At 65.5% G+C, this 19881-nt stretch carries 17 protein-coding genes, 1 tRNA gene, 2 pseudogenes and 1 riboswitch; of the genes and pseudogenes, 10 read left to right on the plus strand and 10 right to left on the minus strand.

From position 1 onward, the window contains the following. Positions 1-122 precede the first annotated feature (122 nt). Both ACREBX_RS17760 and ACREBX_RS17765 read left to right on the plus strand, forming a co-directional pair. Positions 123-1070: an alpha/beta hydrolase gene (locus ACREBX_RS17760; protein WP_431563066.1), complete on the plus strand. Its 948-nt coding sequence runs from the start codon at positions 123-125 to the stop codon at positions 1068-1070. Continuing rightward, a complete protein-coding gene (locus ACREBX_RS17765) occupies positions 1067-1543 on the plus strand; it encodes an RNA pyrophosphohydrolase (protein WP_431563067.1) in 477 nt (158 codons plus the stop codon). The genes ACREBX_RS17760 and ACREBX_RS17765 overlap by 4 nt, the downstream gene beginning before the upstream one ends. 102 nt (positions 1544-1645) lie before the next feature. On the opposite strand, the pseudogene ACREBX_RS17770 reads toward ACREBX_RS17765, so the two are convergent. Continuing rightward, positions 1646-2306, minus strand: a pseudogene (locus ACREBX_RS17770) (uracil-DNA glycosylase). 23 nt (positions 2307-2329) lie between these two features. Between ACREBX_RS17770 and folK the strand changes: the two are divergent. The 3 genes from folK to ACREBX_RS17785 all read left to right on the plus strand — a co-directional run bounded on the left by folK (position 2330) and on the right by ACREBX_RS17785 (position 3942). After that, positions 2330-2851 carry a 2-amino-4-hydroxy-6-hydroxymethyldihydropteridine diphosphokinase gene (gene folK / locus ACREBX_RS17775; protein WP_431563068.1) on the plus strand — a complete coding sequence of 174 codons (522 nt, stop codon included), beginning with the start codon at positions 2330-2332 and terminating at the stop codon, positions 2849-2851. Positions 2852-2894: 43 nt separating this feature from the next. Next, positions 2895-2970 (plus strand) — tRNA-Lys (locus ACREBX_RS17780). A gap of 198 nt (positions 2971-3168) precedes the next feature. Next, positions 3169-3942, plus strand: a complete 774-nt coding sequence (locus ACREBX_RS17785) for a class I SAM-dependent methyltransferase (RefSeq protein WP_431563069.1) — start codon at positions 3169-3171, stop codon at positions 3940-3942. Positions 3943-4174: 232 nt separating this feature from the next. Here the strand turns inward: ACREBX_RS17785 and ACREBX_RS17790 are convergent, their stop codons facing one another. Together ACREBX_RS17790 and ACREBX_RS17795 are read right to left on the minus strand one after the other, a co-directional pair. Next, positions 4175-4675 carry a LysR substrate-binding domain-containing protein gene (locus ACREBX_RS17790; RefSeq protein WP_431563070.1) on the minus strand — a complete coding sequence of 167 codons (501 nt, stop codon included), beginning with the start codon at positions 4673-4675 and terminating at the stop codon, positions 4175-4177. Then, on the minus strand, positions 4588-5064 hold the full coding sequence (locus tag ACREBX_RS17795; RefSeq protein ID WP_431563071.1) for a LysR family transcriptional regulator: 477 nt from the start codon (positions 5062-5064) through the stop codon (positions 4588-4590). The genes ACREBX_RS17790 and ACREBX_RS17795 overlap by 88 nt, the downstream gene beginning before the upstream one ends. A 121-nt stretch (positions 5065-5185) precedes the next feature. On the opposite strand from ACREBX_RS17795, the gene ACREBX_RS17800 reads away from it, so the two are divergent. Together ACREBX_RS17800 and ACREBX_RS17805 are read left to right on the plus strand one after the other, a co-directional pair. Further along, positions 5186-5809 carry a glutathione S-transferase family protein gene (locus tag ACREBX_RS17800; RefSeq protein WP_431563072.1) on the plus strand — a complete coding sequence of 208 codons (624 nt, stop codon included), beginning with the start codon at positions 5186-5188 and terminating at the stop codon, positions 5807-5809. Between the two features lie 38 nt (positions 5810-5847). Then, the gene (locus ACREBX_RS17805) at positions 5848-6891 is read left to right on the plus strand and encodes an LLM class oxidoreductase (RefSeq protein WP_431563073.1); all 1044 of its coding nucleotides are present in this window, start codon (positions 5848-5850) and stop codon (positions 6889-6891) included. Here the strand turns inward: ACREBX_RS17805 and ACREBX_RS17810 are convergent. Beyond that, a pseudogene (locus tag ACREBX_RS17810) lies at positions 6879-7799 on the minus strand (TolC family protein); the annotation flags it as partial. The gene ACREBX_RS17805 and the pseudogene ACREBX_RS17810 overlap by 13 nt on opposite strands. Before the next feature lie 42 nt (positions 7800-7841). On the opposite strand from ACREBX_RS17810, the gene ACREBX_RS17815 reads away from it, so the two are divergent. Both ACREBX_RS17815 and ACREBX_RS17820 read left to right on the plus strand, forming a co-directional pair. Beyond that, positions 7842-9449, plus strand: a complete 1608-nt coding sequence (locus tag ACREBX_RS17815; RefSeq protein ID WP_431563074.1) for a PepSY-associated TM helix domain-containing protein — start codon at positions 7842-7844, stop codon at positions 9447-9449. Beyond that, the gene (locus ACREBX_RS17820) at positions 9439-9747 is read left to right on the plus strand and encodes a DUF3325 family protein (protein ID WP_431563075.1); all 309 of its coding nucleotides are present in this window, start codon (positions 9439-9441) and stop codon (positions 9745-9747) included. The genes ACREBX_RS17815 and ACREBX_RS17820 overlap by 11 nt, the downstream gene beginning before the upstream one ends. 34 nt (positions 9748-9781) lie before the next feature. On the opposite strand, the gene ACREBX_RS17825 is transcribed toward ACREBX_RS17820, so the two are convergent. Both ACREBX_RS17825 and ACREBX_RS17830 read right to left on the minus strand, forming a co-directional pair. Next, entirely contained in the window at positions 9782-10429 is a 648-nt protein-coding gene (locus ACREBX_RS17825) for an NrsF family protein (RefSeq protein ID WP_431563130.1), read from the minus strand. 1 nt (position 10430) lies between these two features. Next, the gene (locus tag ACREBX_RS17830) at positions 10431-10952 is read right to left on the minus strand and encodes a sigma-70 family RNA polymerase sigma factor (protein WP_431563076.1); all 522 of its coding nucleotides are present in this window, start codon (positions 10950-10952) and stop codon (positions 10431-10433) included. 229 nt (positions 10953-11181) lie between these two features. On the opposite strand from ACREBX_RS17830, the gene galE reads away from it, so the two are divergent. Beyond that, positions 11182-12198 (plus strand): UDP-glucose 4-epimerase GalE, encoded by a 1017-nt coding sequence (galE, locus tag ACREBX_RS17835; RefSeq protein ID WP_431563077.1) that lies wholly within the window; start codon positions 11182-11184, stop codon positions 12196-12198. Here galE and ACREBX_RS17840 read toward each other — a convergent pair. From ACREBX_RS17840 to ACREBX_RS17855, 4 genes are all read right to left on the minus strand, one after another. Then, complete coding sequence (locus tag ACREBX_RS17840; RefSeq protein ID WP_431563078.1) at positions 12195-12767, minus strand: TMEM165/GDT1 family protein; 573 nt, start codon at positions 12765-12767, stop codon at positions 12195-12197. The genes galE and ACREBX_RS17840 overlap by 4 nt on opposite strands. 16 nt (positions 12768-12783) lie before the next feature. Beyond that, positions 12784-12961: riboswitch (yybP-ykoY riboswitch) on the minus strand. Next, complete coding sequence (locus ACREBX_RS17845) at positions 12940-13161, minus strand: hypothetical protein (protein ID WP_431563079.1); 222 nt, start codon at positions 13159-13161, stop codon at positions 12940-12942. It overlaps the preceding riboswitch by 22 nt. Next, positions 13161-17399, minus strand: a complete 4239-nt coding sequence (locus tag ACREBX_RS17850; protein WP_431563080.1) for a translocation/assembly module TamB domain-containing protein — start codon at positions 17397-17399, stop codon at positions 13161-13163. The genes ACREBX_RS17845 and ACREBX_RS17850 overlap by 1 nt, the downstream gene beginning before the upstream one ends. Continuing rightward, positions 17399-19708 (minus strand): autotransporter assembly complex protein TamA, encoded by a 2310-nt coding sequence (locus tag ACREBX_RS17855; protein ID WP_431563081.1) that lies wholly within the window; start codon positions 19706-19708, stop codon positions 17399-17401. The genes ACREBX_RS17850 and ACREBX_RS17855 overlap by 1 nt, the downstream gene beginning before the upstream one ends. Positions 19709-19881: the final 173 nt, after the last annotated feature.

Below are 19881 nucleotides of genomic sequence, written 5' to 3' on the forward strand. Positions count from 1 at the left end.
CGCAATTGAGAAAAAATTGTGCGCCGCAAAGGGCGAAGCACAGGTGAGTTTCATTTCGGGATTGAATTTGCCCCGCCGATACCGAATAGCATGGTAAAAACAGCGACCAGGGAGAGACGCAGATGACCGACGGAACCACCCAACATACGCGCCCCGACGTGGCGGCTTTCCTTGCATTCCTGAACGCGCAGGAAGGCCCGAAGATGGAAGAGATGCCGCCCGCGGGCGCGCGCGAGATGTTCCGCATGATGGGCCAGCTCGCCGACGTACCGCGCGGCGAGATCACGAAGGTCGAAGATCGCACCATCCCCGGCCCCGCCGGCGAGATCGCCATCCGCATCTACGACAATCGCCCGACCCGCGAAACCGGCCCGGTGATGGTCTTTTATCACGGCGGCGGCTGGGTGATCGGCGACCTCGACACGCATGACCCCTTTTGCGCCGAAGCGGCGCGGCTGCTCGACATGCCCGTTATAGCGGTCGACTACCGCCTCGCGCCCGAACACCCCTTCCCCGCCGCGCCGATCGATTGCGAAGCCGCGACGCGCTGGGTCGCCGACAACATCCCTTGCACCGGGCTTGTCCTCTCGGGTGAAAGCGCCGGGGGCAATCTGACCATCGCCACCGCGCTCACCTTGCGCGACAAGCCGGCCTCGAAACCGGTGATCGCGATCCACCCCATCTATCCCGCGGTTACGACGCACGACGATTGGCAGAGCTATCGCGATTTCGGCGAAGGCCATCTGTTGACGACAGGCAGCATGACCTGGTTCGGCAATCATTATGCCGCGGACGCCGCCGACTATCGCGCCTCGCCGCTCGATTTCCCGGCCGAGGGCCTGCCCCCCACGCTGCTGGTCACCGCCGGGCTCGACCCGCTGCGCGACCAGGGCCGCGCCTATGCGGCGAAGCTGATCGAGGCCGGGGTGCCCACCACCTATCGCGAAGCCGCCGGTACGATTCACGGCTACATCAACCTGGCGCAGGGCATTCCGAGCGCCAAAGAAGATATTCGTGGGGCATTGACCGTATTGAAAGCGATCGTCGCCGAAGCTACCGGGGCGGCATGATAGACCATAATGCTCTCCCCTACCGTCCCTGTGCGGGCGTGATGCTCGCCAACCGCGACGGCCGCATCTTCGTCGGCCAGCGGCTCGATACGTCGAGCGAAGCGTGGCAGATGCCGCAGGGGGGGATCGACGACGGCGAGGATGCCGAGGAAGCGGCGATCCGCGAACTCGGCGAAGAAACCGGCGTCCACGGCGGGCTGGTCGAAATCATTGCGCGCAGCCGCGAGGAATATTTCTATGACCTGCCCGACCATCTGATCGGCAAGATGTGGGGCGGCAAATATCGCGGCCAGCGCCAGCACTGGTTCCTGATGCGCTTCATGGGCGAAGATAGCGACGTCAACATCCACACCAGCCACCAGGAATTCCGCGCGTGGAAATGGGCCGAGCTGAACAAGATCGAGAAATTGATCGTCCCGTTCAAACGTGTCCTTTACCGCGGGCTGGTCGAGGAATTCGGCCCGCTCGTATAGCCAGCCACATCGTCATTGCGAGGAGCCGAAGGCGACGCGGCAATCCAGGGGCGGTGCAAGGCAGCTCTGGATTGCTTCGCTTCGCTCGCAATGACCGAGCTTTTAGGTAGTGTTGGCGCGCAACTCCAGCGCGATGCGAAAGACATCGGCGAACATCGCGGGCGTAAGCCGTCCGGTGTTCGTGTTGTAGCGCGAGCAATGATAGCTATCGACGAGATGCCGCCCACCCGGCAGCGCATGGACCGCGCCATGCGAAGGCATGGGCGGCAAGCCGTTCACCGAAAGCCCGCAGCACCGCGTCATGCGCGATCCGCCCGAGCGCGATGATCACGCGAACCTTTGGCAGCGCCGCCAGCTGCGTCTCGAAGAACGGCCGGCAGCTCACAATTTCGGTAGGCGTGGGCTTGTTCTGGGGCGGCAAGCATTTGAAGCTGTTGACGATGATCGCACCGTCGAGCCTCAGCCCGTCGTCGATGCGCGCATCGTACCGGCCTTTGCTGAGGCCGAATTCGGCGAGCGTTGCGAACAGAAGATCGCCCGCATAATCGCCGGTGAAAGGCCGCCCCGTCCGGTTCGCGCCATGCTTGCCCGGCGCCAGTCCGGCGAAGGCCAACCACGCATCTGGATCGCCGAACGCATGGACCGGCGCGTTCCACCAATCGGGATACTCGGCCTGACATTCGCGCCGAAAAGCAACGAGCCGCGGGCAGCGCGGGCAATCGCGCGGTGGCTCGGTTCCGGGCAATGGGCTGTCAATCTCCACGCTTCTGCGATAGGCGCGGGGGCATGAGCAACGCAATGCCGCTTCCCCTCTATGCCATCGGGCTCGGATCGAATCGGCGCCATGCGCGGTTCGGCGACCCGCGCGCGGTGCTGCTCGCCGCGCTGGCGGCGCTGGAGAGCGCCGATATCGAAGCGGTCGACGCCAGCCCGATCATTGCGAGCGACCCGATCGGCCCGTCGCGCCGCCGCTATGCCAACGCCGTCGCGCTCGTCGCCTCGCCGCTCAGCCCGCCCGAAATGCTGGCACGGCTGCAAGCGATCGAGGCGAGCTTCGGCCGCCGCACCGGCCAGCGCTGGAGCGCGCGAACGCTCGACCTCGACATCCTGCTCTGGTCGGGCGGAACATGGTCCGACGCTGCCCTCACGATCCCGCACCCGGCCATCGAGCAGCGCGCGTTCGTGCTCGGCCCGCTGCGCACGATCGTCCCCGAATGGCAGCACCCTTTGCACGGGCGCAGCGTCCGCCAACTCGCCGCGCGACTTTCGCGTCCAAAGCCGGTTGACCGGACCGCATCGGCGCACTAGGGCGGCGGCTCACTTCGCAAGCCCGCTTCGGCGGCGCCGCGATGGGCCCTTAGCTCAGTCGGTAGAGCAACTGACTTTTAATCAGTAGGTCGCTGGTTCGAACCCAGCAGGGCTCACCACTTGAAAGCAAACGCCCGCAACAGCTCCGGCTCCATGTCCCGACCGGTCACCTGCGCGAGACCGTGGTAGGTGCGGCGCTGCAAGTCGATAGCGCGACCAGGTCATGCTTTCGACCTGCGTTCGGCTTTTCAATTTTACCGACATTGACCCGGACAAGCGCACCAACTAGTCGGCGACTTTCCGAAAGAGAGGTCAATGTGCCTGAAGATTTCACGTCCCCCGATTCCGCTTCGCACGTCCAGCATCGCAGGCTGAAGGCTTTCGCGAGGAACACCCTCAGCGCGCTCAACCTCAATCTGACCTACGCCTTCTCGCCGGGGCTATCCTTTCTCGGTCTGAATATATTTCGCGACCCCCGCCCGGGGCCGATCAAATATCGCGCGCTCTACGCGCTGGACCACGTCTTGAAGCGGCAGCCCACGGCGGTTCTCGATGTCGGGTCCGGCGGCGGCGAACATGCCCGGCGATTCAAGGAAAGCGGCAGCCGGGTCGTGTGCATCGACCTGGGAACCTCGGTCTACGCACAAAGCAGGACCGAAGACGGTATCGAGATCGTCAACGCCGACTTTAATCGTTACGAAAGCGAAGAGCGGTTTGATCTGGTCTGGGCATCCCATGTGCTGGAGCACCAGCGGAATCCGGGCGAGTTCATTTCCCGCCTGATCGAAAACTGCGCGCCCGGCGGATGGGTTTGCATCACCGTTCCCGATCCGCACCGTGGGCTTTGGGGTGGCCATGTCTCGCTCTGGACGCCCGGCCTGCTTGCCTACAATACGGTCCTGTGCGGCGTCGATCTGTCGGATGCGGAGTTCGTGCGCGGTTCCAATGAATTTTCGCTGATCTTCCAGCCGCGCAAGATCGACCTTCCCAAGCTCACCTTCGACTATGGCGACTTGGACCTGCTGGCGCCCTACCTGCCGGGCATGAAGGAAAACTCTGATCCCTGGAAGGTCGGTTACCGCAACGTCTGACCACTTTCATCATGTGATCGCCGCGGCGGTCGCTACCCCATAATTTTGAAGCCGCTGACCAAGGCGGAACAGATGGGCATCGGCTGTTCGCCTATTCGCCCGGTTCGACCAGACGAAAGCTCACCATTTATAGCGCAGCGAACCGACGACCGTCCCGCGATGCGCCGAAATGGCAGCTGTTCGAGAAGAAGCAGGACGAAACATACCGGCGTTTCGCAGCGCACGGATAACGTCAGCAGCCAGAGGATGCCTCGTCACCGGCCCATTGGATGAACGCCCTTACCGCATGCCGTTCCGCGCTGTCGGGTCGGGTTACGGCATAATAGGCGAAAGCCCCCGGCCAGGGACGGTCGATCGCGTGGACGAGTCGTCCCGAAGCGATTTCGCTCTCGGCATGAACGTCGCGCACCAACGCCAGCCCCTGCCCGGCCTCGGCCGCCCGCAGCAACAGATAATCATCGTCAAAGGCTTGCCCGCGAACCGCGCGCTCATCGGCAACATCGTCCACGGCCTCCAACCAGAGCGGCCAATCTGCGCGCGCCGAATCCTGCAGGAGCGGATACAGCAGGCAATCGGACGGCGTGTCGATCCGCGGCCCCCGCGCCAGTAAGTCAGGGCTTGCGACGGGGATCAGCGCAGGCGCCATCAGCAGCGTCGACACCAGTCCCGGGTAGCGTCCGAGCCCATGGCGGATTGCGATATCGACGCCATCGCGGTGCAAGTCGGCGAGCACGGCCGACGCTTCAACCGGACCTCTATGCCGGGGTGCGCCGCGCTGAACCGGCCAAGCCGCGGCACCAGCCATGACGCCGCAAAGGACGGCTCCGTACTGACCCGGAGCAAAGGGCGCGCGCTCGCCGCCGCCATTCGATCGAGGCTCGCCTCGATCTGATCGAAGGCACGGAGCATTTCGCGGTGCAGCGCCTCGGCCGGTTCCTGCAACGCGATGCCGTGACGCGTTCGCCGGAACAGTGGCATGCCTATCCGTGCCTCAAGCTGCTTGATCTGCTGGCTGACGGCACCGGGTGTCACGCCCATCGCTTCGGCCGCGCGCTTGACGCTTTGATAGCGCCCCGCCTCGGCGAAAGCGCGAAGCGCGAGAAGAGGAAGGACACGGCCCATATGGAATTAGCCAAACTATATTCTGGATGGAGAAAGGATCGCTACTTCCTCTGCGATATCATGATCTATTGGCAGTTAGACAAGCTCAAAAATTGAGCTTGTCTAACTTATGGATCATGCCATGCTGACACTTTACACCGCCCCGTCACCCAATGGATTCAAAGCCACGATCGCTTTGGAGGAAACGGGCCTTCGCTATCACCTGCACGCCGTCGACATGGAACGGGGGGAGCATCGCGAACCGGCGTTCCTTGCGCTCAATCCGCATGGGCGCATTCCGGTCCTTCGCGACGACGAAACCGGCATCGACCTTTTCGAATCCGCCGCGATCCTGCTCTATATCGCCGAGGCGAGCGGGCAGCTCTTGCCGTCCGACCGCAAGGCGCGCTGGGCCGCGCTGCAATGGCTGCAATTCCACGCCGCGAGCACCGGGCCGATTTTAGGCCAACGCGTCCACTTCGAGATGTTCGCCGAAGACAGGATTCCCGGCGCGATCGCGCGATATCGCGAACTGTCGCACGCCGCATTCACCGTGCTCGACGCCCGGCTCGGCGACCATGTATTTCTGGCCGGCGAGGAGTATTCGATCGCCGATATCGCGACCTTTGGCTGGACGCATATCGCGCGCATATGCGGCTTCTCCTTCGGCAATTTCGTCCATTTGAGCCGCTGGCATGAGGCCGTCGCATCAAGGCCGGCCGTGCAGCGCGGGATCAGCTTGCCCGCCCCCGCCACCGGCCCCTGACGCCCTCCCCCGGCGCCTTCCTCCCGCAAAGGAATAACATGACGACCATTTCTTCCCACGGACCGGCCGTTTCTGCCGGCCGCTCCTCCGACGCATTCGCTGGTCATCCAGGCTATCGGCGCATGTTCGCACCCGACGCACTGACCCTCGGCCTGTTCCTACCACTGCGCTTTTTCAACGGCGACATGCGCGTCCTCGAAAATCAGGGCGCCCTGGTTTCGGAAGCGGATCGCCAGGGCTTTGCCGCCATTTGGGTGCGCGATGTGCCCCTGTTCGACCCGGCCTTCGGCGACGCCGGCCAGCTCTTCGATCCCTTCACCTATCTCGCCTGGCTTGCCGCGCACACGAAGCATGCGGCGCTGGCCACAGGCAGCGCGATCTTTTCCCTGCGCCATCCGATCGACCTCGCCAAAGCCGCGACTAGCATCGATCGCCTGTCCGGCGGACGGCTGATACTCGGCATCGCGTCCGGTGACCGCGCCTCCGAATTTCCGGCCTATGGCCTCGACAGCGATCAAAGGGCCGGACGCTTCGCCGAAGCGGTTCCCATGTTCCGGCGTCTGGTGGAGGAAACGCGCCCGACCATCGCTTCACCACTGGGGCAGATGCAGGGGATCGATCTGCTGCCCAAACCCGTGACGGGGCGCATCCCTTTGATGGTGACCGGATCCAGCCGACAGTCCATGGAGTGGATCGGTGCGCAGGCCGACGGCTGGTTGACCTATCCCGAGGCGACGCACCTGCCCGCCGGCCCCCACAAGCTCGCCGCCAGGATACGCGGCTGGCGGGACAGCATTCCGGATCAAGGCTTTCGGCCGCATATGACGAACGAATGGCTCGATCTTGTCGAGGATCCGGATTTCCCGCGTACGCCCGTTCAAGGCGGCTTCGTTCTGCGCACCGGCCGCAACGGGCTGATCGATCTGCTGCGCGAGTGGCGGGACGCGGGCGTGAATCACGCCGCGCTTGGCATCCAGTTTTCCGCGCGTCCGGCAGGCGAGATCATTCAGGAACTGGCGGAATATATATTACCCCATTTCCCGTCACATGCCGGCCCCGATCCTTATCCTCAGCATTGGTGACGAGGCCCTGAGGAGCCTCCGTTTTCCGGCTCGCACACCTCCCAGCCGCCGCCGAGCGCGCGATGAATTTCGACCACCGACAGCAGATGCTGCGCGCGTGCATCGACGAGTATGGCTTCGGCTTCGTATGAGGTGCGTTCGGCATCGAGAACATCCAGATACTGGCCTTCGCCCTCGCGGAACCGGACCGACGCCATCCGCGCCGCCTCACGGCTGGCATTGACCTGTTCGGTGTGCATCGCGAAGCTGGTCCGGATCGCGCCATAAGCGACCAGCGCGTCCTCGACATCGCGAAGCGCGCCAAGGACGGTCCGGTGGTAGTCGATCAGAGCGGCCTCGGTGCGGGCGTCGGCGACGCGAACCTGCGCGCGCAGGCGCGGCATATCGAATACGCCCGAATCGAGACCGGGGCCGCCCGAGAAAGCAAGCGCACCGCCGCCGAACAAGGACTCGAACCCGCCGGCGAGAAGCCCGATGAAGCCAGTCAGGCGCACCGTGGGAAACAGGTCGGCCCTGGCAACCCCTTGTCGGGCAGTAGCGGCGGCGAGCGCGCGTTCGGCGGCGGCGATATCGGGTCGACGGCGCAACAAGTCAGCCGGTGCGCCGACACCGATCCGGGCGATCTGCGGGAGGCTGGCTCCCGATGCGGGCGGGCCGGCGAAGCTCTGCGGCGTCTGGCCGAGCAGCACGGCGAGCGCATGACGCGCCGTACCGATGCGTTGCTCGATCCGGGGCAGCCTCGCTTCGATCGCGGAGAGTTGAGCTTCCGCGCGCACAATGTCGAAGCGTGCCCCCGCACCCGCTCGCTCGAGCTTGCGCGTCACCTCAAACGAGCGCCGCTGCGTTTCGACCTGCCGACGCGTTATCGCAAGCGCAGCCTCGCTTCCCCGCAATTCGAAGTAATGGCTGGCGACGTCGGCGGGATGTCTGTGGCTGCTGGGACCGGCGCTATGAGCAAAGCTTCATCGAACGAGGCGCCGGGCGTTCGCCAGTCGATGGCGTGGATCCACGGCTGGCTGGGACTGCTCGCGGGGTGGATCTTGTTCGCGATGTTCCTCACCGGCACCGCGAGCTATTTTCGGCCCGAAATCACGCGCTGGATGCAGCCCGAGATCGACCTGCGCCCGGTCACGGCCGCGACCGCCGCGGGCACCGCGGTCGCGCACCTGCAAAGGGTCGCGCCGACCGCCGAGCAATGGTTCATCTCGCTGCCCGACGCACGCACGACCGCGACGCGCATCTTCATTCGCGAACGTCCGAACCCCGATCCCGCTGCGAAGCCCGCGCCGCGCCGCCCCGAACTCCGGCTCGACCCCGCAACCGGCGAAGAAGTGACGGCGCGCGACACTCGCGGCGGCGAGCATTTCTACCGCTTTCACTTCCAGCTCCAGATTCCGCATCCATGGGGGCGATGGCTCGCCGGGCTCTGCGCAATGGCGATGCTGACGGCGATCATCTCGGGCGTCATCACGCACAAGCGCATCTTCGTCGATTTCTTCACGCTGCGGTGGAGCAAGGGGCAGCGGAGCTGGCTCGATGCGCACAATGCATCGGCGGTGATCGCCCTGCCCTTCCACGCGATGATCACCTACACCGGCCTGATCACGCTGGTCGCGATGTATATGCCGTGGCCGATCCAGGCCAACTACAAGGACCCGGCAACCTTCGAGAAGGCCGTCTTCGGCGCCGAGCCCGACGCCGAGGCACCGGGACGCCTGGCCGCGCTGACGCCCGTCGGCCCGCTCATCGCCCGGGCGTCGCAGGAATGGGGCGGCGGCACGCCCGCTACGATGGTCGTTCGCTATCCCAATGACGCGGCCGCCACGATTACCCTGTTCCAGAACTCGAGGGACCAGCTCAACGCTCGCGGCGGATCGATCGTCTTTTCGGGCGTCGATGGCCGGCAGCTGTCGGCGTCGTCGCCCCCCGGCCCCGCGGCCGAGACGAGCGGCGTCATGCGCGGTCTGCACACGGGCAGCTTTGCCGGCCCCTTGCTGCGCTGGACCTTTTTCCTGCTCGGCCTCTCGGGAACGGCGATGGTCGGCACCGGGCTCATGCTCTGGACGTTGAAGCGCAAGCGCCCGAACGCGGCGCCCTTCTTCGGAATAGGATTGGCCGAGCGGATGAACGTCGGCGCCATCGCCTGCCTTCCCGCGGGCATGGCAGCCTTCCTCCTCGCCAACCGCCTGCTGCCGACCGCGCTGCCGGCGCGCGGGGACGTCGAGGTGAGCATCATGTTCTGGACCTGGTTCGGGCTCGCGGCGCTGGCCTGTGTGCGGCCGATCCGCCGCGCCTGGACCGAAATGCTGGCGATTGCGGCGATCGCTTTCCTGGCGCTGCCGCTGGTCAACGCACTCACGACCGAGCGGGGGTTTCTCCGATCTTTCGTGAACGGCGACTGGTTGTTCGTCGCGTTCGATCTCGCCATGCTTGCGACGGGTGCGTTGCTCGGCTTCGGTGCATGGCGAGCAGCGCAAATATCGTCACGCCCGGCACGGAAACCCCGCGCGGCGCCGCGCCCCGCCAGCCCCTTGCGCGAGGCCGTCGATGCGCCTTGAGTCGGCTCTTCTGTCCTATGCGTCTCTGGCCTGCCTTGCGCTGAGCAGCCACCGGTTGCGCCGCGACGTCGCGTTTGCGCGGCTGCCGACGGTCGCCACCTTACGCGCGTTCGCCGTGGTGCTGCTCGTTCTCGCGGCCTGGCGCGCGGTCCATGCCTTCGGTCCCTATCAGGGGCCGGTCGCCTTCATCGGCATGGTTTCGATCGCCGGACTGCCGCTCGTGCTGCTGCTTTCGCGCTGGCCGAGGGCCGCGTTGGTCACGGGGCTCGGCGCCTCCGCGGTGCGTTTGGCACGTTGATACCCGCATTGGTAAAATAGCGGTCCGCTGACGCTTACCAGCGTAGGAAGCGAGGCAGGATCAGCCGCCCGGCGATCGCCGAGAACGGCACCGCCGACGCATGCCAGAGCGTGATGTGGACAAGGTCGTCGCTCGAGCAAAGGAGCGCGACGATCGTTGCCCCCGCCGCCCCCGCCGCAATCCCGATAACCCAGCCCGCGCGCGTCGGCGAGGTCGGCGCGCTCGCCTTGAGCCAGAGGAACAGCGCCGCCCCGACGCCCAGTCCCGAAACCACGCCTTGCGCGAGGCAGTGTATGTCGAACCCGCGCCGCGCGGTTTCAGCAGGGCCATGCGCATCGCCGAACGACACGAACACGGCCGCGAGCGGCAACGCCAGCAACGCCCCGACCGCCCAGCGCCAGCCGCCATAGTCGCGCCCGACGCCGGGCAGCCCCATGCGCAGCGCGCTCCATGCCGCGGCGACACCCGCGGCGGCGAGCAGCCAGAAGGCGAGCATCGAAAGCGGCGGCATCACGCCGGCGGCAAGATCGTGCCGTGCCCCGAACAGGGTTACCAGCACAGCGCCGACCCCCAGCCAGCCGGCGGCGACCCACAGGGATCCGCGCACGACGCGCCGCGGACGAACGGGTTTCAGGTCGCTTGCCAAGCCGTCGATCAGATCGTCGATCGATGCGTCCTTCATCTCACTCACTCTCAATCAGTTCGGCGAGCTTCTTGAGCCCGCGATGGATATTCACTTTGACGAGCGATTCGCTCTGGCCGGAAATCTGCGATGCCTCGGCAATCGAGGCGCCCTCGATCTTCACGAGCGTGATCGCCTGAGCCTGCCCCGGCGGAAGCAGCGTCAGCAGATGGTCGATGCTGAGGCGCGCGTGGATCGCCTCGTCCTCGGCGCCGACCGCGGCATCATTGTCACCCAGCTCGGCCTCGTCGCGCTGGCGGCGGAGCATGTCGATCCAGCGGTAGCGCGCGATCGCCGCAAGCCACGGCAGAAAGGCGCGTCCGCTGTCCCATGTGGCAAGTTTGCGGTGCATCGACACAAGCGTCTCCTGCACCAGATCGTCGATATGGTGCGGCGCGATTCGCCGTGCGAAATAGCGGGTGAGCCATTTGCGGCAATCGCCGAGCAACGCGCGATAGGCCGCGCGGTCCCCCCGCTGCGATGCGGCCATCAAGCGCGCCAGCGAAGGTTCGTCGATGCTCATTTCGCGTATATCCTGACGAAGCTCATCGGGAACCAGGATGGCCGAAGCGGCTGCAACAACGATCCCTTCCCGACGCAGATGACGGCGTTTGATGACCTGTTCGCCGATATGGCAGCGAAGGTTACACGAAAATCGACACATGGCCGACGGACAATTATTTGGCAGGGTGTCGCGGATAGAATAGGTCCATCCGCGACGGCCGCTGCGCGCGAATGGAGATGATCGAGCAATGAATATTCTACTGACGGGCGGTGCAGGTTATATCGGCAGCCACGTCGCAGCGCCGCTCGTGTCGGCTGGCCACCATGTGGTGTGCTTCGACAATCTGTCGAACAGCGATGCAGCGGTGATGGATCGTCTCGAGGCGATTACGGGCCAGGCGATACCGCTCGTCGAAGGCGACATCCGCGACGGCGACACGCTGCGCCGCGTGATGACCGAGCACGCGATCGAGGCCGTCATCCATTTCGCGGGCTTGAAGGCGGTCGGGGAATCGGTCGCCGAACCGATCAAATATTATGACAATAATGTCCGAGGCACTCTGTCGCTGCTCGAAGCGATGATCGACTGCAACGCAAAGCGACTGGTCTTCTCATCGAGCGCAACGGTCTACGGGCAGCCGCAATATCTGCCGCTCGACGAAAATCATCCGACCTCGGCGACCAACCCCTATGGCCGCACCAAGTTGATGATCGAGGAAATGCTGGCCGACGTCGCCGCCGCCGATCCCGAGTGGCGGATCGCGATCCTGCGCTACTTCAACCCTGTCGGCGCGCACGACAGCGGGCTGATCGGCGAAAATCCGAACGGCATCCCGAACAATCTTATGCCGTTCATCAGCCGCGTGGCCGCCGGACGGCTGAACGAGCTGTCGGTGTTCGGCAACGACTATGAAACGCCCGACGGCACCGGGGTGCGCGACTATATCCATGTCGTCGACCTCGCCGATGGCCATGTCGCGGCGCTCGATGCGATCGGCAAGGCCGACGCATCCTTGTCGATCTGGAACCTCGGCACCGGCCAAGGCTATTCGGTGCTCGACATGGTCGAGGCATTCCAGCGCGTGAATGGGGTTAGCATTCCCTATCGCATCGCGCCGCGCCGCGACGGCGATGTCGCAAGCTGCTTCGCCAGCCCCGACCGCGCCGCGAATGAACTTGGATGGACTGCGGAGCGCGATCTTGACGCCATGTGCTCGTCGAGCTGGCATTTCGAACGCACCCTCGCCGGACGAAACGCGGACTAGCCGAGCCAGCCCGCGGTCTGCGCCAGTACCCACAGGCCGATCACGAGGAACAAGACCGCAGCGGCCATGCGGACCTTGGCGAGATCGACGCGCTTGAGCAGCTCTTGGCCGAGGAAGATTGCGGGCACGTTGGCGATCATCATGCCGAGCGTCGTGCCCGCGGTGACCAAAGGGACGTCATGATATTGCGCACCAAGCGCGATCGTCGCGACCTGCGTCTTGTCGCCCATTTCGACGAGGAAGAAAGCGACCAGCGTCGTCAGGAACGCTCCGAAGCGCGGCTTCGGCGCGTCGTCGTCCTCGAATTTGTCGGGAATCAGCGTCCACGCCGCCATTGCGATGAAGGACAGGCCGATCGCATAGCGAAAGACCGGGCTGTCGAGGAAAGCAGCGGCCGACGCCCCGAGCAGCGCCGCAAGCGCATGGTTGGCGAGCGTCGCGACCAATATGCCGAGAATGATCGGCACCGGGCGATTGAACCGCGTTGCGAGCAGGATCGCGAGGAGTTGCGTCTTGTCGCCGATTTCGGCGAGCGCAACGACGGCGGTCGAGGTGAACAGGGCTTCCATGGGGTACTCCGGGGCCGAGCGGCTTCGCGATTCCAATAGACATCAAACCCGCCGCCCGGCCCGGACGAAGGTTGATGCCATTGGTCTCGCCCAAGCGGTCTCCCGCTTCCACCGCACCACGACCTCTCGGCCGAGTATGTTGACACGGTGGCCCGTCCTGAACGACGGCTGGCTACTCCCCAGATGACGTGGGCGCGTTAGACGGCCTGGCGTCTTTAGGCAAGTCTTTGGATGCCGCGGCGGCCGCTTCGTCGGACTTGGCGATGTCGGCATCCATCGCCTTCGCGCGCGCTTCGATCTCCTTGGCCGCTTTGTCGTAGCGGTCCTCGAAACGCGGTTCGTCCTTGCACGCCGCGAGCAGCAGCAGCGGGACGAGCAGGACAGCGGCGCGCATCAATAATCCTTGCGGTATCGGACGCTGAGGTTCGATCCGCCCGATCCGCCCGCCTGGCTGAGCAGCGACAGCGCCGGGGTCAGGCTGATCTCGAGCTGCGTCGCGGTATAGCCGCGCGCGTCGGTGATCACCTCCAGATAGATGTCCTTGGTGATATATTGTCCGGCGGCCAGCGCGGCGCCGCGCCCGACGGTATCGTCCGGGCCAAGCACGCGCAGCCGGTCGATCCCCGTCGCCGACTGGAGCGCACCGAGCGGGCTCAAACCCCCGCCTCCGCTGCTCAGCGTGTTAAGCGACGAGGCGAGCTGCACCGCCTGCAGCGGCGACAGCGTCGTGATCGAATCGCCGAACAGGATGCGCGACACGATTTCGTCCTGCGGCAGCCCCGGGACGCTGGAGAAGGCGATTTGCGGATTGCTCGCACGGCCCGTCACGCTGATGCTCACCGTCACGGTCTCGATCGTGTCGCTCGCGAGCAACCGGATCGCGGGGTCGAAGGCTTCGCCCGTCGGGAAGGTCACTCGTCCTTCCTGAAGCTCGAACGAGCGGCCGGCAAAGCCTAGCGTGCCGCGCACCAGCTCGATTTCGCCCGTGACGCGCGGATCCTGGGTCGTGCCGCGCAGGACGATGTCGGCCTTCCATTCGGATTCGAGCCCCATGCCGCTGACATAGATTTCGTCGGGCGCCTTCAGCGCAATATCGAGGCGGATGAGGTCGAACAGGCTGCCGCCGACCGCCGCGAGCCCGTCCCCGCTGATCCGCTGGCGGCCCGCGGGGGGCTTGCGCCGCACGCCGGTGAGCACCGGAACCTGCGCCGCGCCCTCGCGAATGATGCGATAGCGCGTTTCGGGGAGGCGCAGGCTGCCCGACAGGAGCGCGGTCTGGCCCGCGACCTTTTCCAGCGTCAGATTGCCCGTCGCGCGCGCGGCGATATTCTCGCTCTTGGCGAGGCGCGCATTGTCGAGCGTCGCGGAGATGTTCATCGGATAACCGTCAGCCGAAGCGAGGCTGATATACCCCTTGGCCTGTACGGTGCCCTCACCCGCTGTCGCGGTCAGTTGCTCGATCTCGAGCCGGTTGCCGGTGAAACGGCCATTGACGACCATATTGGTCAGCCGCGTGCCATAAGTCTGGTTTTCATAGACCATGTCCTTGCCGCGGACGACGCCCTGCAAGCAGGGATCGGAGACACTGCAGCTGAAATCGGCGGCGACTGCGACCGGCCCCGATACATGTTGGCTGGCGGGGCCAAAGAAGGAATAGAGCGTGTCGGCGGGGCCGTTGTAGCGGATACCGCCACCAAGTGGCGCCGCCATCAGCCGTTCGGTCCAGCTGCCCGCGCCGGCGCCGAGCGGGCGGAGCGACGCCTGCAGGCGCCCGATCACGCTGCCGCGCTTGCGCATCACCGCGCGCGCTTCGCCGCCGTCAGCGAGCAGCTTGCCGGCGAAGTTGACGTCGACCGGCTGGCTGACCGACGCGGCGGTGGTCCGCGTGAAGTCGGTGATCGTCAGCCGCGCGTCGGCGCGCGGGAAGCTGTCCCAATTGGCCTGCTCGAAATCGAGGCTGCCCGTCGCGCGGCCGCCAAGCCCCATGTCGGGATAGACGGCGTTGAGAATCGCCATGTTGACGCGTTCGAGCCGGCTCTGAATCATGATCCCGTCGCCGAAGCGCCCGGCAATCCGCGCCCGGCTGCCACGGCCGAGGCTGATATTGGTCGGCAACAGTTCGTAGCCGTCGGCGCCGGGAATGATGCGCGCGGGCGTTGTCGTGCGGAAGCTGATCCCCGTCGCGCGCCCCTGCACAGCCGCGCGCCAGAGCTTGGGCTGGAGATCGGCGTTGGCGGCGATGCGGAACGGCACGCCGCTGGTGCCCTCGACAAGCGCCTGCGCCTTGCCGCTGCCGTCGCGATAGTCGATCTTCACGCGTCCGACCGCGATATCATATTCACGGATCTGCGTGTCGGCGATCTGGATGTCGGCGACGATATGCGGCGTGTCGTAGAGCGTCACATCGGCATCGACGATTGCCGAGCCCACCGCGAGTTTCGCCGCGCCGGGGAGCACGACATCGTTGGCGCGGACGTTGATCGCCGCGGCCTGATATTGGCCCGCGGCGCTCAGACGGACGAGACCGCCAAGTCCCTGCCCGGACGCGTTAAGCTGGCCCACGAACGGCCCGGCATCGCTCTTTACCAGCCGTCCGTAGAAACCGATGCCCGAAAGGTCGCCGCGCTCGACATCGATCGTCAGCGGCCCTTTCGCCATCAGCAGGACGACGTCGGCCGACAGCGGGCCATAATCGGTGTCGCCGGTCGCCGCGAGGCGATAGCCGTTCGGGGCGCCGTTGATCTTTGCCACCAGATTGGCGAGCCCTATACCGAGCCCCGGTCGCGCGGCGGTCACAACGGCGCGCGGATCGCTGATCGTCCCGGCAAGCTGAACCCCGACGGGACCATAGTCGGACGAATTCGCCCGCGCCGTCAGCCGGATCTGGCCGTTCGGCGCATAGCTCCCCTGCCCGCCGGTGACCCGCAAGCGCGGCGCCGACATCCGCAAATTGGCGAAGCGGATCATGCCATCGGTGCCATAGCGCACGTCGCTCGACGCGGTCGCATTGCCGCCGAGGAAATCGCGCACGCCCGAGTTGAACAATCTGGTCGAGCGCGCGCGAACGCGGCCGACGATCTCGAACCCGCCGCGCGGCGCGGTCTTCAAATCGGCATCGGTGTCGATGTCGAAGATGCCGACGCTTTCGACGCGATAATCGTTGATCCGCCCGTCGATCGCGCCCGTGTAGAAACCTTTATTCAGATCGGCGATGATGATCGCCTTCGCATCGATGCGCGGCGAGCGCAGGCGCAGGTTGTCGCTGAGGATGCGGCTGTTGCTGTAGGCGAGATCGCCGTCGAGCCGGACCGCCACCAATGTGCCGCCGGCGACGGTATCGAGTCCGCGGATGCGCGTCGCGCGGCCGGAGACCGGGATGACGATCTGGTCGGCGTCGACGCGCGCCTTGCCCGCGAGGCTCAGCCCCTCGACGATAATGTCGTTGAACGCGAGACTGTTGGCATTCGCCTGATATTCGACCGTCGGCAATGCGAAGGCGCCGTCGAGCTTGGCCGTCGCGCGGAGACCATTGGCGCGCACCGCGGGCGCAATCGCGCCCGGCCGCAATATATTGGCCGCGAGTTCCAGCCCATCGTAGCGGCTGGCACCGAGGTCGACCCCGCCACTGATCCCGAGCCGCGCCGCGTCCGAAGAGAGCCGCCCGTCGATCGCTGCCTTACGCTCGTTCAGCCGCGCGGTGAGATCGATCGCGGTTTCGGTGCCCAAAATCTCGGCCACCGGGCCGTCGGCAAACAGGCGGGAAGCCTGCGCCGTCCCTTTGGCTGCGAAAGTGCCGTCACGCGCCGTCAACGCCAGCCGCGCGAGCGGCACGGCGCCCAGGTTCGCGGTCAGATTGCCGTTCCACGCCTTCCAGTCGCCGCGACCGTCGAGCTTCGCGGTCAGCGTTTCCTTGAAGCCGCCCATCGCCGCAAGCACGCCGCCCTGCGGCGCGGTGACGTCGAGCTTGACCGCGAGCCGGTTCGCCTCGGGCACCGCATCGAGCACCAGTTTCAGCGCATCGCCCTGCCCCCCGCCGCCAGCAATCGTTTCGGCATTGGCGGTGACCTGCGCGCGGCGATCGGCGATCGCGATCTTGCCGTTCAATTTCGCGACCTGGCGCTCGCCCGCCACCAGCGGTTCGAAGATGAAACGATCGACGCGCACCAGCCCGACGTCGATATCGAGATCGGGCAGCAGCGGCTCGCCGGTGTCGGGAACCACCTTGAACTCGGGCAGCTTGCGCATCGTCATCGTCGCGGCGGTTGCCGAACGGACGTCGACATGATTGGCGAGATAGCGGATCGGCCGCCAGTCGACTTTCACTTCGGGCGACGCGAGAAACACGCCCTTCGGGTCGGACAGCGTAAAGTCGCGGATGACCATCCGGCCATAGAGCGACCCGTCGAGCCGGCCGATGCCGATCTTCATCCCGTTTTCGAATTCATATTTTTCGATCTGGGTGACGACGAAACGCCGTCCGGCGTCGCTGTTGAGCCCGATGAGGAACAGCGCAAAGAGCAGCACGAGCCCGAGCAGGCTCAGCCCGATCCAGCGCAATATCGTGAGCGGCCACGAACGCAAGGCTTTCGCCGGCACGGTCCCGTCTTCGGCGAAGGCGGCGTCGTCGGCCATCAGAACGCCTGCCCGATCGAAACATAGACGCTGACGCGCGCCTCACCCGGCTTGCGTCCGATCGGGGTGGCGATGTCGAAACGCATCGGACCGAAGTTCGTATAGTAGCGCGCGCCGATACCGGCGCCGAAGCGCAGATTCTGGAAGGTCGGCGCGGATGAGCGATAAACCTGCCCAGCGTCGACAAAGCCGACGACGCCGAAATTGCCGAAGCGATAGCGTGTCTCGAACGCTGCCTCGGCGACGCTGCGGCCGCCGATCGGGTCGTTGTTCGGATCCTTTGGCCCGAGCTCCTGATAACCGAAGCCGCGCACCGAGCCGCCACCACCCGCATAGAAACGCCGCGAGGGTGCCAGCCGCTCGCGCGCCGCGCCGAGGATCGACCCGACGCGGACGCGGCCCGCGACCACGATGCTGTCGGTGACGGGATAATAACCGCTGACGTCGGTCCGTAGCCGTGCATAGGGCGAGAAGCTCCCGGCGAGCGAGCCTTCGGGCTGGATCAGGCTGGCGATGCGGAAACCCTTCGTCGGGTCGAGCAGGCTGTCTGTGCGGTCCATCCCGACCTGCCCCGTCAACCCGAAGATGGTATAGAAATCATAGGATCGCGCACCCGTCGTGAAATCATAATCATCCTCGCGTGTCGCGATCAGCTCGGCGCCATAGGCATAGGTGAATTTCTTCTGCCAGATCGGGGTCGAGTCATAGCTGACGCGCACGCCGACACGGCCCGTGATCGCATTGAACGCGTCATAATTGCTGCGCGTGACCTCGGTGACGAGCTCCATCGTACGGTCCCGGCGGCCGGCGTTCGAGCGGCGCAGCGTCGCCCCGATCCCCTGCTCCTGCGTGCCCAATACACCGCGGAAGGTCAGCGCCCCTTCGGGCGGAAACAGGTTGCGATGCGTCCAGCTGCCTTCCAGCCTGATGCCCTCGCCGGTCCCGTAACCTGCGCTGGCGGCCAGCGTCCGCGGCGGGCCGGCCTGCTGGGTCACCAGCATCGTCACATATTCGGTATCGTCGCCCGCGCTTTCGCCCGTCGGCTGCGGTTCGGCGGCGACGGTCGCGAACAGCCCCGTTGCGACCAGCGCCTGCCGAAGATCGTCGACCATGCGACTGTCGTAAAGATCGCCGCGCTTGAATCGCGCCAGCACCTCGACATGCTCGGCATCGAACGCAAGGTCGCCCGTCGTCTCGATCCCGCCAAAGCGCGACCGTTTCCCGATCTCGACCGGCAGCGTATAGACGCCGTCGCCGGTCGCGCCGTCGAGCAATATGTCGCGCTGCCCGACCTTGCCAAAGGGATAGCCCTCCTGCGGCAGCTTGAGCGCGATCGCCGCTTCGGCACCCTGTATCCGCTGCGCCACGATCGGTTCGCCGACGGCGAGCGGGAAATTGTCGGCGATCAGGCTCGGCGGGACCGTCGGCGCGGCGTTGATAATGATGTCGGCCAGCGTGTAACGCTTGCCCGGCTTCACATCGATAACCGCGGTGATCGACCGGCGCTGGCCTTGCTGGTCTTGCTGGTCTTGCTGCCCTTCCTCGCGCTCGCTGCGGTCGATACGCGTATCGACGACCGCATCATAATAGCCTTCGGACGCGAGGATACGGTGCATCAGTTCGCCATCGGCGGTCAGGCGCGCACGGATCATCGCCGCATTGTCGGCCTTGCCGTCGCCGTCGTACAGCGCCGACAGGTCGCCGAACAGATCGGCGAGATCGACATCGGTGCTGTCGTCGGCGGCGTTCAGCCCGTTGACCTTGACGGTATAGGCAACGCTGACATTATCCTTGTCGTCGTCGGCCTCGGCAAACTGGACCGGTTCGACGTCGAAATTTTCGAGCGGCGGCAGCGGCGCCGCGAGCTCGACGTCGCTGATCGGCGCGTCGCCGATCACCTCGACGGTATCGCCGTCGGCGAGTGCGGGCACGGGAACGCCATCCACCTGCGGCGGCTGGGCTTCCACCGTGGCTTCTGCGGAGCCCTCCGCGGCCGGTTTTACGCCTTTCGCGGCCTCGGCCGCCTGGCGCTTTTCGAAATCGGCAATCGATTCCAGCGGACGGTCGAGCTCGGCATCGTCCTCGGCGCTAATCGGCGGGATCGCCTTTTCGAACTCCTCATCCTCGATGATCGGCGCCACTTCGGGCAGGACGGCATCGGGCGGGGGGGGCGATGGCGCCGCGATCGGCTCGGTCTGTTTAGTTTCGACGGTCCGGACCACCTGCGGCGGTTCGACTTGCTGCGCATGGGCAGCGCCGGCCCAGGCGAGGCAAAGAAAGGAGGTCGCGGCGATCAATAGCGGCCGCATCCGCGAGGATCGACGGCCTGACGATACACAGGAATTTTCAGATTTTTTCATCTGCTGGCCACCGATGCGCACTTGTGGCTTGCGAGATATGGCTGTGCAACCCGTTTCTCCCCATTTGATAAGCTAACTCTCCGACAATGGGACAGTTCCCGGCGATGCGGCGAGTTGCGGCG

Origin of the sequence: Sphingopyxis sp. (assembly GCF_050725655.1) — a bacterium.
Lineage (GTDB): Bacteria > Pseudomonadota > Alphaproteobacteria > Sphingomonadales > Sphingomonadaceae > Sphingopyxis.

Bases quoted from the DNA above. Each gene is read 5' to 3' on its own strand.
- ACREBX_RS17845 (WP_431563079.1), bottom strand. From the start codon at position 13,161: ATGCGCGCCGCTGTCCTGCTCGTCCCGCTGCTGCTGCTCGCGGCGTGC.
- galE (WP_431563077.1), top strand. From the start codon at position 11,182: ATGAATATTCTACTGACGGGCGGTGCAGGTTATATCGGCAGCCACGTC.
- ACREBX_RS17805 (WP_431563073.1), top strand. From the start codon at position 5,848: ATGACGACCATTTCTTCCCACGGACCGGCCGTTTCTGCCGGCCGCTCC.
- folK (WP_431563068.1), top strand. From the start codon at position 2,330: ATGAGCAACGCAATGCCGCTTCCCCTCTATGCCATCGGGCTCGGATCG.
- ACREBX_RS17825 (WP_431563130.1), bottom strand. From the start codon at position 10,429: ATGAAGGACGCATCGATCGACGATCTGATCGACGGCTTGGCAAGCGAC.
- ACREBX_RS17855 (WP_431563081.1), bottom strand. From the start codon at position 19,708: ATGCGGCCGCTATTGATCGCCGCGACCTCCTTTCTTTGCCTCGCCTGG.
- ACREBX_RS17850 (WP_431563080.1), bottom strand. From the start codon at position 17,399: ATGGCCGACGACGCCGCCTTCGCCGAAGACGGGACCGTGCCGGCGAAA.
- ACREBX_RS17820 (WP_431563075.1), top strand. From the start codon at position 9,439: ATGCGCCTTGAGTCGGCTCTTCTGTCCTATGCGTCTCTGGCCTGCCTT.
- ACREBX_RS17760 (WP_431563066.1), top strand. From the start codon at position 123: ATGACCGACGGAACCACCCAACATACGCGCCCCGACGTGGCGGCTTTC.
- ACREBX_RS17815 (WP_431563074.1), top strand. From the start codon at position 7,842: ATGAGCAAAGCTTCATCGAACGAGGCGCCGGGCGTTCGCCAGTCGATG.
- ACREBX_RS17795 (WP_431563071.1), bottom strand. From the start codon at position 5,064: ATGGGCCGTGTCCTTCCTCTTCTCGCGCTTCGCGCTTTCGCCGAGGCG.
- ACREBX_RS17800 (WP_431563072.1), top strand. From the start codon at position 5,186: ATGCTGACACTTTACACCGCCCCGTCACCCAATGGATTCAAAGCCACG.
- ACREBX_RS17840 (WP_431563078.1), bottom strand. From the start codon at position 12,767: ATGGAAGCCCTGTTCACCTCGACCGCCGTCGTTGCGCTCGCCGAAATC.
- ACREBX_RS17830 (WP_431563076.1), bottom strand. From the start codon at position 10,952: ATGAGCATCGACGAACCTTCGCTGGCGCGCTTGATGGCCGCATCGCAG.
- ACREBX_RS17765 (WP_431563067.1), top strand. From the start codon at position 1,067: ATGATAGACCATAATGCTCTCCCCTACCGTCCCTGTGCGGGCGTGATG.